This window comes from Paraburkholderia unamae, assembly GCF_003268775.1.
GTDB classification, from domain to species: Bacteria; Pseudomonadota; Gammaproteobacteria; order Burkholderiales; family Burkholderiaceae; genus Paraburkholderia; species Paraburkholderia unamae.
Genome location: NZ_QLSU01000007.1, coordinates 59,516 through 76,336, shown reverse-complemented (window position 1 = coordinate 76,336; position 16,821 = coordinate 59,516). Strand labels below are relative to the sequence as shown.

Annotated in this window: 16 protein-coding genes; 9 read left to right on the top strand and 7 right to left on the bottom strand. The window is 66.3% G+C overall.

Features of this window, described 5'->3' with window-relative positions; translation table 11 throughout:
* Positions 1-143 precede the first annotated feature (143 nt).
* From C7401_RS13505 to ubiA, 6 genes are all read left to right on the top strand, one after another.
* Positions 144-1,103, top strand: coding sequence for a LysR substrate-binding domain-containing protein (locus tag C7401_RS13505; protein ID WP_112171894.1), 960 nt, complete (start codon positions 144-146; stop codon positions 1,101-1,103).
* Between the two features lie 207 nt (positions 1,104-1,310).
* Positions 1,311-1,439, top strand: a complete 129-nt coding sequence (locus tag C7401_RS45570; RefSeq protein WP_258397053.1) for a hypothetical protein — start codon at positions 1,311-1,313, stop codon at positions 1,437-1,439.
* Positions 1,440-1,506: 67 nt separating this feature from the next.
* A complete protein-coding gene (locus C7401_RS13500) occupies positions 1,507-2,955 on the top strand; it encodes a catalase (protein WP_112171893.1) in 1,449 nt (482 codons plus the stop codon).
* 88 nt (positions 2,956-3,043) lie between these two features.
* Positions 3,044-3,220 carry a hypothetical protein gene (locus tag C7401_RS44965; RefSeq protein WP_165841769.1) on the top strand — a complete coding sequence of 59 codons (177 nt, stop codon included), beginning with the start codon at positions 3,044-3,046 and terminating at the stop codon, positions 3,218-3,220.
* 197 nt (positions 3,221-3,417) lie between these two features.
* Entirely contained in the window at positions 3,418-3,906 is a 489-nt protein-coding gene (locus C7401_RS13495; RefSeq protein ID WP_112171892.1) for a Dps family protein, read from the top strand.
* A gap of 175 nt (positions 3,907-4,081) precedes the next feature.
* On the top strand, positions 4,082-4,945 hold the full coding sequence (gene ubiA, locus C7401_RS13490; RefSeq protein WP_112172116.1) for a 4-hydroxybenzoate octaprenyltransferase: 864 nt from the start codon (positions 4,082-4,084) through the stop codon (positions 4,943-4,945).
* Positions 4,946-5,024: 79 nt separating this feature from the next.
* On the opposite strand, the gene proC is transcribed toward ubiA, so the two are convergent.
* The 6 genes from proC to C7401_RS13460 form a co-directional block, all read right to left on the bottom strand.
* The gene (proC, locus tag C7401_RS13485; protein ID WP_112171891.1) at positions 5,025-5,840 is read right to left on the bottom strand and encodes a pyrroline-5-carboxylate reductase; all 816 of its coding nucleotides are present in this window, start codon (positions 5,838-5,840) and stop codon (positions 5,025-5,027) included.
* 22 nt (positions 5,841-5,862) lie between these two features.
* A complete protein-coding gene (locus C7401_RS13480) occupies positions 5,863-6,561 on the bottom strand; it encodes a YggS family pyridoxal phosphate-dependent enzyme (protein WP_112171890.1) in 699 nt (232 codons plus the stop codon).
* Between the two features lie 216 nt (positions 6,562-6,777).
* A complete protein-coding gene (gene glcF, locus C7401_RS13475) occupies positions 6,778-8,007 on the bottom strand; it encodes a glycolate oxidase subunit GlcF (RefSeq protein WP_112171889.1) in 1,230 nt (409 codons plus the stop codon).
* A gap of 18 nt (positions 8,008-8,025) precedes the next feature.
* The gene (glcE, locus tag C7401_RS13470; protein ID WP_112171888.1) at positions 8,026-9,114 is read right to left on the bottom strand and encodes a glycolate oxidase subunit GlcE; all 1,089 of its coding nucleotides are present in this window, start codon (positions 9,112-9,114) and stop codon (positions 8,026-8,028) included.
* A 165-nt stretch (positions 9,115-9,279) separates the two neighbouring features.
* Positions 9,280-10,764, bottom strand: a complete 1,485-nt coding sequence (locus C7401_RS13465; RefSeq protein ID WP_372460341.1) for an FAD-linked oxidase C-terminal domain-containing protein — start codon at positions 10,762-10,764, stop codon at positions 9,280-9,282.
* Between the two features lie 108 nt (positions 10,765-10,872).
* Positions 10,873-12,288: an FAD-binding oxidoreductase gene (locus C7401_RS13460; protein WP_112171886.1), complete on the bottom strand. Its 1,416-nt coding sequence runs from the start codon at positions 12,286-12,288 to the stop codon at positions 10,873-10,875.
* A gap of 157 nt (positions 12,289-12,445) precedes the next feature.
* On the opposite strand from C7401_RS13460, the gene C7401_RS13455 reads away from it, so the two are divergent.
* Together C7401_RS13455 and hmpA are read left to right on the top strand one after the other, a co-directional pair.
* Positions 12,446-13,021, top strand: coding sequence for a cob(I)yrinic acid a,c-diamide adenosyltransferase (locus tag C7401_RS13455; protein WP_112172115.1), 576 nt, complete (start codon positions 12,446-12,448; stop codon positions 13,019-13,021).
* Between the two features lie 228 nt (positions 13,022-13,249).
* Complete coding sequence (gene hmpA, locus C7401_RS13450) at positions 13,250-14,452, top strand: NO-inducible flavohemoprotein (RefSeq protein WP_112171885.1); 1,203 nt, start codon at positions 13,250-13,252, stop codon at positions 14,450-14,452.
* A gap of 130 nt (positions 14,453-14,582) precedes the next feature.
* Here hmpA and C7401_RS13445 read toward each other — a convergent pair whose 3' ends face one another.
* Positions 14,583-15,587, bottom strand: a complete 1,005-nt coding sequence (locus C7401_RS13445; protein WP_112171884.1) for a GlxA family transcriptional regulator — start codon at positions 15,585-15,587, stop codon at positions 14,583-14,585.
* A 258-nt stretch (positions 15,588-15,845) separates the two neighbouring features.
* Here C7401_RS13445 and galU point away from each other — a divergent pair, with 258 nt between their 5' ends.
* A complete protein-coding gene (gene galU / locus C7401_RS13440; protein WP_112171883.1) occupies positions 15,846-16,799 on the top strand; it encodes a UTP--glucose-1-phosphate uridylyltransferase GalU in 954 nt (317 codons plus the stop codon).
* The last annotated feature ends 22 nt before the right edge of the window (positions 16,800-16,821 follow it).

Sequence of the window (16,821 nt, the reverse complement as noted above, 5' to 3'; positions counted from 1 at the left end):
CATTGCGCGGAACCTGCGCATGCCCACGCCGTCTGACCCTTTACGATGATCGCGCCCCGCATGGGGGTGTTGATTATTGGCGAATCGCCGTCATAGGTGTATAACTACAAACTATTGATTCACCTTTCCTGATTGGTCCCCCAATGACGCTCACTGAACTGAAATACATTGTCGCGGTAGCCCGCGAGCGCCACTTCGGACGGGCCGCGGAAGCCTGCTTCGTGAGCCAGCCGACGCTTTCGGTCGCCATCAAGAAGCTCGAAGACGAACTGAACGTACAGATTTTCGAACGCGGCACGAGCGAAGTGAGCGTGACGCCCATCGGTGAGCAGATCGTGACGCAGGCGCAGCGCGTGCTCGAACAGACGCTCGCGATCAAGGAAATCGCCAAGCAGGGCAAGGATCCGCTGGTGGGGCCGCTGCGCCTCGGCGTGATCTATACGATCGGACCGTACCTGCTGCCTACTCTCGTCAAGCAGATGATCAAGCGCGTGCCGCAAATGCCGCTCATGCTGCAAGAGAACTACACGCTCAAGCTCATCGAGCTGCTCAAGCAGGGCGAGATCGACGTGGCCATCATGGCGCTGCCGTTCCCGGAAACCGGCCTCACGCTGCGGCCGCTCTACGACGAGCCGTTCGTCGTGGCGCTGCCCTCGGGCCATGCATGGGAGCAGCGCGAGAAGATCGACCCGGACGATCTCAAGCAGGAAACCATGCTGCTGCTCGGCAGCGGCCACTGCTTCCGCGACCATGTGCTGGGCGTGTGCCCGGAACTGATGCGCTTCTCGCAGAACGCGGACGGCATCCAGAAGACCTTTGAAGGCTCGTCGCTGGAAACCATCCGCCATATGGTCGCGAGCGGCGTGGGCATTACCGTGCTGCCGCGCATGTCGGTCACGGAAGTGAAGCCACACGCGGGCGGCGTCGATTCCGGCCTGCTCTCCTACGTGCCGTTCGACGAGCCGGTGCCGGACCGCCGCGTGGTGCTTGCGTGGCGCAAGAGCTTCACGCGCCTGCCGGCGATCGAGGCAATCGTCGATGCCATTCACGCCTGCGAGCTCCCAGGCGTCAAGAAGATCGAAGCCGCCGCCGAGGTGGTCTGATGTTCCCAGCGCCGCGCGCCTACAGGGTGCGCGGCGCGAGCCTTGCTTCACGCGCGGCATCCGGCTGCGCGCCATTCCCTCCGATTTAGCTTGCGTCCCTAATAACTTGCGCCTATTCGATAGATTGAGTAAATCAAATTATCGAAATAGATAGCGTGAGTTAAGGTCTCTCCAACGGATCACAACCGATACCCGATGGAGGAAGCGATGCAAACCAACGTCCCGACCACGGCAGCACCCGCCGCACTCACTGCACCCAAGGCAAACGCCAGCGCCGCTTCAGGCCTTCGCACCGTGGCGTTCTCGCTGCTGGTCGACCGCGCGCTGTCCGCCTGACGGCCATCGCCGCTTCGCCTCGTTTCACCGCATGCCAGAACTCACAAGCAGACAAGGAATCCAGCACATGACCGACCGCACCCTCACCTCGGCCGCAGGCGCGCCCGTCGTCGACAACCAGAACTCGCTCACCGCCGGTCCGCGCGGTCCCGTCATGCTGCAAGACGTGTGGCTGCTCGAAAAGCTCGCGCACTTCGACCGCGAAGTGATTCCCGAGCGCCGCGTGCACGCCAAGGGCTCGGGCGCGTTCGGCACGCTCAAGGTCACGCACGACATCTCGCGCTTCACCAAGGCCAAAGTGTTCGGCGAAGCCGGCAAGGAAACGCCGCTCTTCATCCGCTTCTCGACCGTGGCGGGCGAGCGCGGCGCGGCCGACGCCGAACGCGACGTGCGCGGCTTCTCGATCAAGTTCTACACGGAAGAGGGCAACTGGGACATCGTCGGCAACAACACGCCGGTGTTCTTCATTCGCGACCCGCTCAAGTTCCCGGATTTCATCCACACGCAAAAGCGCGATCCGCGCACGAACATGCGCAGCAACGTGGCGGCGTGGGACTTCTGGGCGCGGCACCCCGAGTCGCTGCATCAGGTGACGATTCTGATGAGCGATCGCGGCATTCCGAAGAACTATCGCAAGCAGCACGGCTTCGGCTCGCACACGTTCTCGTTCATCAACGCGAACAACGAGCGCTTTTACGTGAAGTTTCACTTCAAGTCGGCGCAGGGCGTGGAGAACTACAGCGACGCCGAAGCGGCGCAGGTGATTGCTCAGGACCGCGAATCGGCGCAGCGCGACCTCTTCAGCGAGATCGAGAAGGGCAATTTCCCGAAGTGGCATTTCCGCATTCAGGTGATGCCTGAGGCCGACGCCGCGAAGGTGCCGTACAACCCGTTCGACATCACGAAGGTGTGGCCGCACAAGGATTACCCGCTGATCGACGTCGGCACGATCGAGCTGAACCGCAATCCGGAGAACTATTTCGCCGATGTCGAGCAGGCCGCCTTCTCGCCCGCGAACGTGGTGCCGGGCATTGGCTTCTCGCCGGACCGCCTGTTGCAGGGGCGCTTGTTCTCGTATGGCGACACGCAGCGTTATCGCCTCGGCATCAACCATCACCAGATTCCGGTGAACGCGCCGCGCTGCCCGTTCCACTCGTATCACCGTGACGGCGCCATGCGCACCGACGGCAATCTGGGCGGCACCGTGAACTACGAGCCGAGCCGCTTCGGCGACTTCGCACAGCGTCCGCAGGCGGGCGAGCCGCCGCTCGCGGCGGGTGCGGTCGATCACTACGATCACCGCGAGGACGACGATTACTACAGCCAGCCGGGCGCGCTGTTCCGGTTGTTCGACGCGGGCCAGCGCGAGCGGCTCTTCGCGAACATCGCGCGGCATATCGAAGGCGTGCCGCAGGAGATCGTCGAGCGTCAGATCGAGCACTTCCGCCGCGCCGATCCGGCGTATGCGCAAGGCGTGATCGACGCGATCGCGAAGCTGGCGGAGCAGGCGAAGTAAGGAAACGGGGCGTGGCTCGTTGTCGCATCGTTGTGCCAGCGAGCCGCCCCGCAATGAGCAGGAACCGTGACGTCAAAGGAGCACGATCATGACCCGAACGATGACGATGACCCGCAAGACCCTGGGCTCCGGCGCAGCCGCCGCGATGGCACAAACACGCGCCGAAGGCACGCAGATCGTGCGCCGCGTGGTGAGCTTCGCCATTCTCGCGAGCGGTTTCGTCGCAATCGCCTCGCAAGTCCTCGCGCATCTGGCGGGTCACTGAGCCTTGTGCACGTTGCACGAGGCGCCCGGACATCGACGCGGCTCGACCCGGACAGTAGGGCCGGATGAGCCGGTTTTTCGATATTTCCAGGCTACACTGGCAGCCGATCGAGCTCTCGCGCGGCGCCTGTGAGGCGAGCGCGCGACGGCAGCGCATCGACACGCACGCGTAGTCTCATTGCTACACAAGGAGTCGTCATGGCCAAAAAAGCAACCATACAGCATGTGAATATCGGCATCAGCGACAAGGATCGCAAGAAGATCGCGGACGGCCTCTCGCGCCTGCTCGCGGACACCTACACGCTGTATCTGAAGACGCACAACTTCCACTGGAACGTCACGGGGCCGATGTTCAACACGCTCCATCTGATGTTCGAGGGGCAGTACAACGAACTCGCGCTTGCCGTCGACGCGATCGCCGAGCGCATTCGCGCGCTGGGCGTGCACGCACCGGGCAGCTACAAGGAGTTCGCGAAGCTCTCGTCGATTCCGGAAGCCGACGGCGTGCCCGCGGCGGAAGACATGATCCGCCAGCTCGTGGAAGGTCAGGAAGCCGTGGTGCGCACGGCGCGCGCGATCTTCCCGGCAACCGAAGCCGCCAACGACGAGCCGACCGCCGACCTGCTCACGCAACGCATGCAGACGCACGAAAAGACCGCGTGGATGCTGCGCTCGCTGCTCGCTTGATCCGTACGCGGCGCGCAGGCGCCGCTCACTGATTGCGACGAGTTGCGACGAGTTTGCGACGCAGGCCCGCCGGATGCCCGGCGGGCCTGCGTTTTTGCGCGGACGCGGGCGCGGCTCGCGGCGAAGCGCCCGCGCCCTGGCCTACAATAGCGGCATTGCTTTTCCCGCCCCGATCATGTTCGCCCGACTCCCGCTCTATTTGCGGCTCGTCCGCATGGACAAGCCGATCGGCAGCCTGCTGCTGCTGTGGCCGACGCTCAACGCGCTGTGGATCGCCTCCGACGGCCATCCGCCGGTCTCGCTGCTGGTCATTTTCACCATCGGCACGGTGCTGATGCGCTCGGCGGGCTGCGCGATCAACGATTACGCCGACCGCGACTTCGACCGCCATGTAAAGCGCACGGCCGAGCGTCCGATCACGTCGGGCCGTATCCGCGCGTGGGAGGCCGTGGCGATCGCGGCGGGGCTCGCGCTCGTGTCGTTCCTGCTCATCCTGCCGCTGAACGGGCTCACCAAGCAGCTTTCCGTTGTGGCGCTGTTCGTGGCGGCCTCGTATCCGTTCACGAAGCGTTTTTTCGCGATTCCGCAGGCGTATCTGGGTATCGCGTTCGGCTTTGGCATTCCCATGGCGTTCGCCGCCGTGCAGGACCACGTACCGGCGCTCGCGTGGATCATGCTGGCCGCGAACGTGTTCTGGTCCGTAGCCTACGACACCGAATACGCGATGGTCGATCGCGACGACGACATCAAGATCGGCATTCGCACCTCGGCGCTCACCTTCGGCCGCTTCGACGTGCTGGCAATCATGCTCTGCTACGCGGTCACGCTCGGCATTTACGTGTGGGTGGGCCTGGCGCTGGGCTTCGGCTGGCTCTACTGGCTCGGTTGGGCGGCGGCCGTGGGCTGCGCGATTTACCACTACACGCTGATCAAGGACCGCGAGCGCATGCCGTGCTTCGCGGCGTTCCGCCACAACAACTGGCTGGGCGGCGTGCTGTTCGTGGGGATCGCGGCGCATTACGCCGTCGCGGGACTTTAAGGCCGTATCGACTTCATATGAAAAAAAGCGCCGGGTGTGCATGACACACCCGGCGCTTTTTTATTCGGGACCAGTTGGCTTATTGCTTGCCGAACTCTTCGCCCATTTCCTTCGCGCGCGCATCGGCCGCGAGCACGCCCTTGACGATGGCGGCTTTCACGCCCGAGGCGTCGAACGACGCCAGCGCGGCGGCGGTGGTGCCGCCCTTCGACGTCACGCGCTCGCGCAGCACCGCGGGCGGCTCGTCCGATTGCAGCGCGAGCTGCGCGGCACCCGTGAACGTGGCGATGGCGAGCGCGCGGCCTTGCTGCTCGTCCATGCCGAGCTGGCGCGCCGCTTCTTCCAGCGCTTCGATGAAATAGAACACGTAGGCCGGGCCGCTGCCCGAAATGCCCGTGACCGCGTCGATCTTCGCTTCGTCGTCGAACCAGACGGTTTGACCGACGGCGCCGAGCACGTCGGAGGCGAGCTGGCGGCCCGCCGCGTCCACGCCGCTGCTCGCGACGAGGCCAGTTGCGCCCATGCCGATCAGCGCGGGCGTGTTCGGCATCGTGCGCACGACGCGCGCGTGGCCGTTCAGCCAGCGCGACAAGTCGTCGATGCGAATGCCGGCCATGATGCTGATGACGACCTGATGCGCACCCAGGTGCGGCGCGATGCCTTCGGCCACGGCCTTGGCGATTTGCGGCTTCACGGCGATCAGCACCGCGTCGTACGCGGCGAGCGCGGCGTCCGCGGCGGCGCCGGTGCGCACGCCGAACTGCTCGGCGCTGCGCTTGCGGGCGTCCTCGTTCGGATCGATCGCGTAGAGGTTGTCGGCGGGAACGCCCTTGCGGATCAGGCCGCCGATGAGTGCGGCGGCCATGTTGCCGCCGCCGATGAAGGCAATTTTCATGGTGATGGAATCGGTCAGTGAATCAGTGGGAGTAGTCGCGCGCGCCGAAGATCGCGGTGCCGACGCGCACGATCGTCGCGCCTTCCAGCACCGCGGCTTCGAGGTCGGCCGACATGCCCATGGAGAGCGTGTCGAGCGCGAGGCCTTCTGCGCAGAGCGCGTCGAACAGCTCGCGCAACTGGCGGTGCGGCGCGCGTTGCGCCTCGAGCGAGGTTTCCGGCTCTGGGATCGACATGAGCCCGCGCAGGCGCAGGTTGGGCAGGGCCGCGATCTGCCTCGCGACCTGCTGCGCTTCTTGCGGGGTGACGCCGCTCTTGCTGGCTTCGCCGCTCACGTTGACTTGCAGGCAGACGTTGAGCGGCGCCATGCCGGCCGGACGCTGCGCCGACAGGCGTTCGGCAATCTTCAGACGATCGACTGAATGGACCCAGTCGAAACGCTCGGCCACGGGGCGTGTCTTGTTCGATTGGAGCGGCCCGATGAAATGCCATTCGAGACCTGCACGCAGGTCGGCGAGCGCCTCGATCTTGTCCACGCTTTCCTGCACGTAGTTTTCGCCGAACGCGCGCTGGCCGGCGGCGTGGGCGGCGCGCACGTCCTGCGCGGGAAACGTTTTCGAAACCGCGAGCAACTCCACGCTTTGCGGGTCGCGGCCGGCGTTGCGGGCGGCGGCGGCGATGCGCTCGCGGACGGCTTCGAGATTGTGGGAGAGATCGGTCATCGTGCTTGAGGCCGGCGCGCTTACGGGTGCACGCCGGTTTTGGATCCAAAACGATCAGAACGACGGCCATTATACGGACTGCGCAAGGCGCGAAAAACTGGCCAGAAAGCGTAGGACCCTTCCTACGCCATTTGGCCGACTGTTTGCGTAGGCGGCGCCTCGTTACGCTGGTTCCGTCCCCGATGCGCTCAGTCGCCCGGTTGCCTTCAGCCCTGCCTAATTCGCCGCCAGCATATGTTCGACCAGTTCAATCCAGTGCGTGACCGGAATTGCCGTGCCGCTTTGCAGGTGCGTGATGCAGCCTATGTTGGCCGAAACGATCAGTTGCGGCTCCAGGGCCTGGAGCCGGTCCACCTTCTGGTTGCGCAGCGCATAGGAAAGGCGCGGCTGCATGATCGAGTAGGTGCCCGCCGAGCCGCAGCAAAGATGGCTGTCGGCGGGCAGCCGCACGTCGAGGCCGAGCGCCGTGAGCAGCTTCTCCACGCCGCCGCGCAACTGCTGGCCGTGTTGAAGCGTGCAGGGCGGGTGCCATGCCACCGTCTTGATGCCGCGCCGCCGCGTGGTCGCGACGAGTTGCTCCTCGAATGCGGGCAGCAATTCGGAAAGATCGCGCGTGAGTTCGACCACGCGGCGCGCTTTTTCCACGTAGGCCGGATCGTCGCGCAGCAGGTGCGCGTATTCCTTCACCGTCGCGCCGCAGCCCGAGGCGTTCATCACGATCGCTTCCACGCCTTGCTCGATGTAGGGCCACCAGGCGTCGATGTTCGCGCGCACGTCGGCGAGCGCGTCGTCGGCGTAACCCATGTGCAGGCGGATCGCTCCGCAGCAGCCCGACTGCGGCGCCACGATCGTCTCGATGCCGAGCGCGTCCAGCACGCGCGCAGTGGCGATGTTGATGTTGGGCATCATCGAAGGCTGCACGCAGCCTTGCAGCATCAGCATCTTGCGCGCGTGCGTCGCCGTGGGCCACGCGAGCGGGCGCTGGCGCACCGGCACCTTGTCGCGCAGGCGCTTGGGCAGGAGCGGGCGCACCTGCTGCCCGAGGCGCATGGCGGGCGTGAAAAGCGCACGGCGCGGCAACAGGCCCGCGAGCAGGCGGCGCATGAAGCGCTGGCGCAGCGGCCGCTCCACCATCTGCTCGGCGTGCTTGCGGCCCAACTCCACGAGGCGCCCGTACTGCACGCCCGAAGGGCAGGTGGTCTCGCAACTGCGGCACGTGAGGCAGCGGTCCAGATGCATGAGCGTGCTCTTCGTGACCGGTGCGCCTTCCACCATCTGCTTCATGAGGTAGATGCGCCCGCGCGGGCCATCCAGCTCGTCGCCAAGCAGTTGATAGGTCGGGCAGGTCGCGGTGCAGAAGCCGCAATGCACGCACTTGCGCAGGATCGCGTCGGCTTCGTCGCCGTCGGGAGTGTTGCGAATGAAGTCCGCGAGGTTCGTCTGCATCGCCGCGTGTCGGTGTCGTCAGAAGTCGGAATACAGCCGGCCGCGATTAAAGATGCGGGCCGGGTCGAACGCGGCTTTCAGGCCGCGATGAATCTTCATGAGCGGCGCGGGCAAGGGCGTGAACACGCCCGCGCTGCGGTCGTAGTCGCGCCCGGTGCGAAATATCGTGGCGTGGCCGCCCGCCTGCTTCGCGCTGATGCGCACCGTTTGCGCGTCGGTTTCGGTGATCCACCAGCGCTGCGCGCCGCCCCATTCCATGAGCTGTGCGCCGGGCAGTTGCAGGGGCTCGGCGATGGACGGCAAGGCGAGCCGCCACAGCGCCGCGTTCGGTGCGATCGAGGCGAAGAACGGATCGGTCTGCTCGCGCAGGCTTGCCCAGAAGCGCTCGGCTTCCACGGCGTCCACCACTTCGCCGCCCAGGCTCGAGCGCGCCGTTTTCACGGCCGCTTCCGCGCCCGCAAGCCGCACCGCGAGCGTGCCGTTGCGCCAGGCGCTCGCCGTCATCGGCAGCGGGTGGCCGCCCCATTCGTTGAGCTTGCGCACGGCGTCGGTGCCGTTCATGTCGAACTTGAGCGTGGTTTCGGCCTGCGGCACGGGCAGCACCTTCACGGAGAGCTCCAGCAACAGGCCGAGCGTGCCGAGCGATCCCGCCATGAGCCGCGAGACGTCGTAGCCCGCCACGTTCTTTACGACCTGGCCGCCGAAATGCAGCACCTGGCCGTGGCCGTTCATGAGCACCGCGCCCAGGACGAAGTCGCGCGGCGCCCCGGCGCTCGCGCGCCGCGGCCCGGCAATGCCTGCCGCGATGCAACCGCCGAGCGTCGCCTGGGCGCCGAAATGCGGCGGCTCGAAGGCGAGCATCTGGCCGTGCGCCGCGAGCGCTGTCTCGATTTCCGCGAGCGGCGTGCCGGCGCGCGCCGTGATCACGAGTTCGGCCGGGTCATAGGCAATGATGCCGCGGTGCGCGCGCGTGTCGAGAATCTCGCCTTCGAGCGTCTGGCCGTACCAGTCCTTGGTGCCCCCGCCGCGAATGCGCAGCGCACGGGCTTCGGCGCTCGCGGTGCGGATGCGTTCGGACCAGTCCGAGACGATGTCGTCCTCTTCCATGTCGTGATGGTCGCGCTCGTTCGTTATATGGTTCGTTCGATTGTACTGAGCGAACCTCGCCTGACAACCCGGAGCGGACCCGCATGCGGGTCACGCGAAACGCATAAGCGGCGCGGTGGCTGGCGCGTGCTTGTGCATCTGTTGGTGTGTCTGTTAGTCCGTCTGTCAGAAGCGCGGCAACTCGGGGTGCGGCAACAGATTCCCGCGCACGTGCATGCGCCCGTACTCGGCGCAGCGCGCGCGCGTGGGAATGCCCTTGTCGGGGTTGAGCAGCCCGGCCGGGTCGAACGCGTGCTTCACCGCGTGAAACGCGTCGCGCTCCTCGGGCGAGAACTGCACGCACATCGAATTGATCTTCTCGATGCCCACGCCATGCTCGCCCGTGACCGTGCCGCCCAGCTCGACGCAGGTTTCGAGAATGTCCGAGCCGAAGGCCTCGGCGCGATGCCACTCGTCGAGGTCGTTGCCGTTGAAGAGAATGAGCGGGTGCATGTTGCCGTCGCCCGCATGGAAAACATTGATGCAGCGCAATCCATACTGCTTTTCCATCTCGTGGATGCGCGCGAGCAGCGGCCCGATCGCGCGGCGCGGCACGGTGCCGTCCATGCAGTAGTAGTCGGGCGAGATGCGGCCCGCCGCCGGAAACGCGTTTTTGCGGCCCGACCAGAAGCGCAGGCGTTCTTCCTCGGTGCGCGAAATCTGGATGCGCGTCGCGCCATGCTCGCGCAGCACTACGGTCGTACGCGCGATCTCGTCGGCCACTTCCTCGGGCGTGCCGTCGGCTTCGCACAGCAGGATCGCGGCGGCGTCGAGGTCGTAGCCCGCGTTCACGAACTCTTCCACGGCGCGGGTGGCCGGCTTGTCCATCATTTCGAGGCCCGCCGGAATGATGCCCGAGGCGATGATGCCCGCCACGGCGTCGCCGCCCTTCACCACGTCGTCGAAACTCGCCATGATCACCTGCGCCGTTTGCGGGCGCGGAATCAGCTTCACGGTGACTTCGGTCACGATGGCGAACATGCCCTCGCTGCCGATCATCACCGCGAGCAGATCGAGGCCGGGCGCGTCGGGCGCGAGCGAGCCGAATTCGACGACCTCGCCCTCCATCGTCACCGCGCGCACGCGCAGCACGTTATGCACGGTGAGGCCGTACTTGAGGCAATGCACGCCGCCCGAATTTTCCGAAACGTTGCCGCCTATCGTGCAGGCGATCTGCGAGGAAGGGTCGGGCGCGTAGTAGAGGCCGAAGGGCGCCGCGGCTTCCGACACCGCGAGATTGCGCACGCCGGGTTGCACGGTGGCTGTGCGCGCGTAGGGATCGACTTCGAGAATGCGCTTGAAGCGCGCGACGGAAAGCACGATGCCGTGCCGGATCGGCATGGCGCCGCCCGAGAGGCCGGTGCCCGCGCCGCGCGGCACGATCGGCACGTCGAGGCGCCGGCAGATCTGCACGATGCGCTGCACCTGCGACTCGGTTTCCGGCAGCGCCACCGCGAGCGGCAGCCGCCGGTAGGCGGCCAGCCCGTCGCACTCGTAGGCGACGGTGTCTTCTTCACGATGCAGCAGGCAGTGCGCCGGCAGCACTGCCATCAGCGCCTGAACCACTTCGCGCTGGCGTTGCGCGAGTGCTTCCGGGCTCAGGTCGGGCATTTTCCCGTCCGGTGCGTTCATGTCTCCTCCCGCGTGTTTGTCGTGCCGCCGGGCGCATCTTGCGTGCGCGCCAGCGGCGCATGGGCGGCGCTACGCGCCTGGCGCGTCTCAGGCCGCCCAGCTGAAGATCTTGCCCGGATTCATCAGATTGTGCGGATCGAGTGCATGCTTGATCGCGCGCATCGTGTCGATGGTGTCGGCGCCGTGCTCCTCCACGAGGAAACCCATCTTGTGCAGCCCCACGCCGTGCTCGCCGGTGCAGGTGCCGTCCATGGCGATCGCGCGCTGCACGATGCGGTGGTTCAGGCGCTCGGCTTCCTCGATCTCCTCGGGCTTGTCCGGGTCGATCAGGATCGCCACGTGGAAGTTGCCGTCGCCCACGTGGCCGACGATCGGGCAGGGCAGCGGCGAGGCCTTGAGGTCGGCTTCCGTCTCGATCACGCATTCGGCAAGGCGCGAGATCGGCACGCACACGTCGGTCGTGACCGCGCGGCAGCCGGGCTTCAGTTGCAACATCGCGAAGTAAGCGTTGTGGCGCGCGTTCCAGAGGCGGCTGCGGTCTTCAGGGCGCGTGGCCCATTCGAAGCCTTCGCCACCGTGCTGCGCGGCGATCTCCTGAACGATCTGCGCCTGTTCCGCAACACCAGCCTCGGTGCCGTGAAATTCGAAGAAGAGCGTGTGCTTCTCGCGCAGCGTGAGGTTCGAATGCTTGTTGATCGCGCGCACCGCGAGCGAGTCGATGAACTCCACGCGCGCGACCGGCACGCCCATCTGGATCGTTTCGATCACCGTGCGCACGGCCTCGGCCATCGAGGGGAACGCGCACACCGCCGCCGAAACCGCCTCGGGCTGCGGGTAGAGCCGCACCGTGATTTCGGTGATGATGCCAAGCGTGCCCTCCGAGCCCACGAACAGGCGCGTGAGATCGTAGCCCGCCGACGACTTGCGCGCGCGCGTGCCGGTCTTGATCACGCGGCCGTCGGCGAGCACGGCGGTGAGGCCGAGCACGTTCTCGCGCATCGTGCCGTAGCGCACGGCGTTGGTGCCGGAGGCGCGTGTGGCCGACATGCCGCCAATGCTCGCGTCCGCGCCCGGGTCGATCGGGAAGAACAGGCCCGTGTCGCGCAGCGCTTCGTTGAGCTGCTTGCGGGAGATGCCCGGCTCCACCGTCACGGTGAGGTCTTCGGCGTTGATCGAGAGCACGCGGTTCATCTGCGAGAGGTCGATCGACACGCCGCCCTGCACGGCCAGCAAGTGGCCTTCGAGCGACGAGCCGTTGCCGTAAGGAATGATCGGCACGCCATGGCGGGCGCACAGCTTGACGATGGTCTGGATTTCCTCGGTGCTCTGCGCGAACACCACGGCGTCGGGCAGTTGCGGGTCGAAGGGCGACTCGTCGCGGCCGTGATGGGCGCGCACGGCTTCGGAGACGGAGACGCGTTCGCCGAACGCGCTGCGCAATTCATCGAGGAGAACGGTGGGGAACGGGCGGCGTGCGGTAGCCGGCGGCGCGGGGTGATTCACGCGGGTGTCTCCTTCGTATGGACGTGATTTCTGGCTCGGTTCATTTTACGCTGAACGTTCGCGCCCGCGCGGCGCGCCCCCATGCTGCGCTGCACGAAACCTATAATGGCGCGCCATGCGCAAGCCGCGCCAATCCACCGCCTCGGAGGGGCACATCATGGGCAATCGCCTGAGCAAGATCGCGACACGCACCGGCGACGACGGTTCGACCGGACTCGGCGACGGCAGCCGCGTGCGCAAGGACGACGCGCGCATCGCCGCGATCGGCGACGTCGACGAGCTGAATTCGCAGATCGGCGTGCTGCTGTGCGAGACGCTTCCCGACGACGTGCGCGATGCGCTCGTCGCGATCCAGCACGATCTGTTCGATCTGGGTGGCGAGCTTTGCATACCGGGCCACACGCTCGTCACCGACGAGCACCTCGCGCGCCTCGACGCCTGGCTCGCGCACTACAACGCCACCCTGCCGCCGCTCAAGGAGTTCATCCTGCCGGGCGGCTCTCGCGCCGCCGCGCTGGCGCACGTCTGCCGCACCGTTTGCCGGCGCGCCGAGCGCGCGGTCGTCGCGCTGGGCGCCGCGCCGAACTCGGGACCGCCACTTGCCGACACGCCGCGCCGCTACGTGAACCGGCTGTCCGATCTGCTGTTCGTGCTCGCGCGCGTGCTCAACCGCGCGGCGAGCGGCACCGACGTGCTCTGGCGGCACGATCGCGGTGCGGGCAAGGGCGCATAAAGAGGGTTCGAACGAAGGCTCGCGATTCGGCGCAAGCCGTCATGCGCGACGAGGTGAAACACGCTTTCCCGCGTCGTAAAAGACCTGTGCGAGCCCCTGCGGCGGCCACCCGCCGCGGCCTCGCGCGCGGCGCAATCCGGAAAATGCAGGGGTGCGACAAAATGCCTGGGTCGGCCTGTCGCGTTAAAGATGTATCTTGTGTGCATGTTTAACAAGGAGAAGCCGCAAATGACTGCGCTCACCGCTGACCAGATCGCCCGCGTCAAGGCCACCGCGCCCGTTTTCGCCGAGCACGGCGCCACGATCACCAAGCATTTCTACCAGCGCATGTTTGCCGCGCATCCCGAGCTCAAGAACATCTTCAATCAGACGCACCAGCAAAGCGGCAGCCAGCCCGAAACCCTCGCGCGCGCCGTCTACGCCTATGCGGCGAACATCGACAACCTCGGCGTGCTGGGCGGCGCGGTCACGCATATCGCGCACAAGCACGCGAGCCTGAACATCCGTCCCGAGCACTATCCGATCGTCGGCCGCCATCTGCTCGGCGCCGTTGTGGACGTGCTCGGCGACGCCGTCGACTCGCCCACGCTGGAAGCCTGGACCGTCGCCTACGACCAGCTCGCGAACATCATGATCGGCACCGAGGCGAAGCTGTACGAGGGCGCGTCGTGGAGCGGCTTCCGCCCGTTCAAGGTAATGCGCAAGCAAGTTGAAAGCGACGAGATCACCTCGTTCTATCTCGCACCGGCCGACGGCGCGTCGGCTGGCGGTTTCGAGCCGGGCCAGTACGTGAGCGTGACGCGCTTCGTCGACAAGCTCGGCGTGGACCAGCCGCGTCAGTACAGCCTTTCTGACGCGCCCAACGGCAAGTGGCTGCGCATCTCCGTGAAGCGCGAGGCGGGCCGCGGCGACGCGCAGCCGGGCCACGTGTCGAACCTCATGCACGACGGCGTGGAAGAGGGGACGGTGGTGCACGTGAGCGCGCCGATGGGCGAATTCACGCTCGATCGCAAGAAGACCACGCCGGTCGTGCTGATGAGCGGCGGCGTGGGCATCACGCCGATGAAGTCGATGCTCGCCACGCTGCTCGCCGGGCGCAGCGAGCGCAAGGTGACGTTCGTGCACGCCTGCCGCAACACGAAAGTGCATGCATTCCGCGACTTCCTGCGTCACGCTGTTTCGGAGTATCCAAACGTCAAGCGCGCGGTGTTCTACGAAGAGGTGGGCGCGGCCGACCGCAAGGGTGTGGATTACGACTTCGAAGGCCGCATGGACATCGGCCTCATCGAAGCGGACGTGATGCTGCCCGATGCCGATTACTATCTGTGCGGTCCGGTGGCCTTCATGCGCGAGCAGCGCGAGGCGTTGATTGCACGCGGTGTGGATGCCTCGCGCATTCACACGGAGATCTTCGGCTCCGGCATGCTGTAACCGGCCGGGCAACCCCGTCTGAATGAAAACGACGCCGCGCGAATGCGCGGCGTCGTGCGTTTGTGGCCTGATTTATGGCCTGTTATGCGGCGTGTTTTCAGCTTCAGGAAGGCCTCAATCTCGCGCCACCTCACTCACCCGAAGCGCGCCGGTTCACCGCGCGATACCCCGACGGCGAAATCGACAGCCGCCGCCGGAAGATGCGCGCGAGCCGTTCGCCGCGCGGCACGCCGCAGCGTTGTGCGATCTCGTCGATCGGCAGATTGGTCTGCGCGAGCAGCAGGCAGCTTGCGTCGAGCCGCGTGCGCAGCAGGTACTCGGAGGGCGTGAGGCCCGTCTGCGTCTTGAAGTGTCGCAGGAAATTGCGCATGCTCATCTGCGCGACGCGCGCCGCGTCGGCGACCGAGATCGGCTGGTGATAGTTCTCGCGCAGCCAGTGCGCGGCCGAATTGATCTTGCCGTTGGCGCTGTCCGACTCGCCGTCGTCGAGCATGGGGCCAAGCCGCTCCCACGAACCCGGCATCGAGTCCTCGGACACGCGCTGCGCGAGCGCCACGCCGTGATTGCGCTTGACGACCTTGAGCGCGGCGACGAGCGCCTCCGAAGGCGCGATGACCGAAGCGCCCGCGTTGCGCGCTTCGAGCGCGCGGCGCAGCCGCTGCGCCGAGGTCGCCGTGTTGCCGCTGCCGCGCAGGAAGGGCACGTCGGCGGCGGCGAGCACGGCGCGGCCTTCGCCGAGCGCACGCAGGATGCGCACCTTCGGCGCGAGCGCTTGCAGCCGCGCGATGAGCCGCACGTTGTCGCGCGCTTCGGCCGCGCCCCGGCCGCCCGCGATGAAAAGCGTGTCGAAGCCGCTGCGCAGCGGCCCGTGCAGGCTTTCGGTCCATACGCGCAGGCCGCAGCCGCTGGCCACGTTGCCGCCCGCCTCGGAAAGCAAGACGAGCGAGTAGGCGGGGAGTGTGTCGGCGCAGGCGTCGTTTGCAAGACGAAACACGTCGGCGAGCAAGGTCACGTCCCCGAGCGGGAAGCCCTCGAAAACCAGGATGCCGATGCGTTTGGCCACGTGTCCGAACTTGAAATGAGCGCCGCGCGGCTGGAAGGCGGCTTGCCGGCAGACCACCCGATCGATGTGCATGGCCGGTTCCTCGCGCAGAAAGGATTCGCGGGAGTACGTTGCGTTTTTGCGTCGCGCGCCCGGGCTTGGCTCGTGTGCGCGTTCACATCACGCTCTCGGGATTCATGATAGGCCGGTCCGCCGCCACCGCACGCCACAGTCTGAAAATGCCGAGAAGTTGGCAGAATGGCTCGATATCCGCTGGGTAAGCTGGCTTCGCGTCCATGATCGCCGCACCTCCGGGCGCGCCACCGAACCGCTGCGAGACACGAGACGATCATGATAAAAGTGCGCAAGGCTGTTTTTCCGGTTGCGGGTCTCGGCACGCGTTTTCTGCCGGCCACCAAGGCAAGCCCCAAGGAAATGTTGCCGGTCGTGGACAAGCCGCTCATTCAGTATGCGGTCGAAGAGGCCGTGGCCGCGGGCGTGACCGAACTGATCTTCGTGACGGGGCGCGGCAAGCGCGCCATCGAAGACCATTTCGACAAGTCCTATGAGATCGAGCGCGAGCTTCAGGCGCGCGGCAAGGCGGCGCTGCTCGAAACCGTGCAGGGCATCAAGCCCGCGCATGTCGAATGCATATTCGTGCGCCAGCCCGAGCCGCTCGGTCTCGGGCATGCGGTGCTGTGCGCGCAGAAGATCATCGGCGACGAGCCGTTCGCGGTTCTCCTCGCCGACGACCTCATCGATGCCGACACGCCCGTGCTCGCGCAGATGCTGGAGCGCTTCGACCACTACCATTGCTCCCTCGTCGCGGTGGAGGACATCGAGCGCAAGCATTCGCGCTCGTATGGCGTCGTGACGGGTCGCCCCTGGGACGAGCACGTGTTCCGCATGTCGCGCATCGTGGAGAAGCCCGAGCCCGACGACGCGCCTTCCACGCTCGGTGTCGTGGGACGCTACGTGTTGATGCCGGGCATCTTCGATCATTTGCGCGCCTTGCGTCCCGCGCCGCGCGAAGAGTGGCAGTTGAGCGACGCGATCCAGTCGATGCTCGCGGCCGAGCAGGTGCTCGCGTATCGCTACACGGGATGCCGCTTCGATTGCGGCAGCAAGCTCGGCTATCTCCAGGCGACGGTGGATTACGCGCTGCGCCATCCCGAACTGCGCGACGCATTCGGTGCGTGGCTGCGCGAGCGGGCCGCGCTCGTTGCCAACCTCGCGGCTGTCGATGCCGACGACGCTGGCACGGCGGACACAGCATCAATTGCGCAGACGGCTGTGGTGGAATGAACGCGCGGTAGCGCATCCTTCC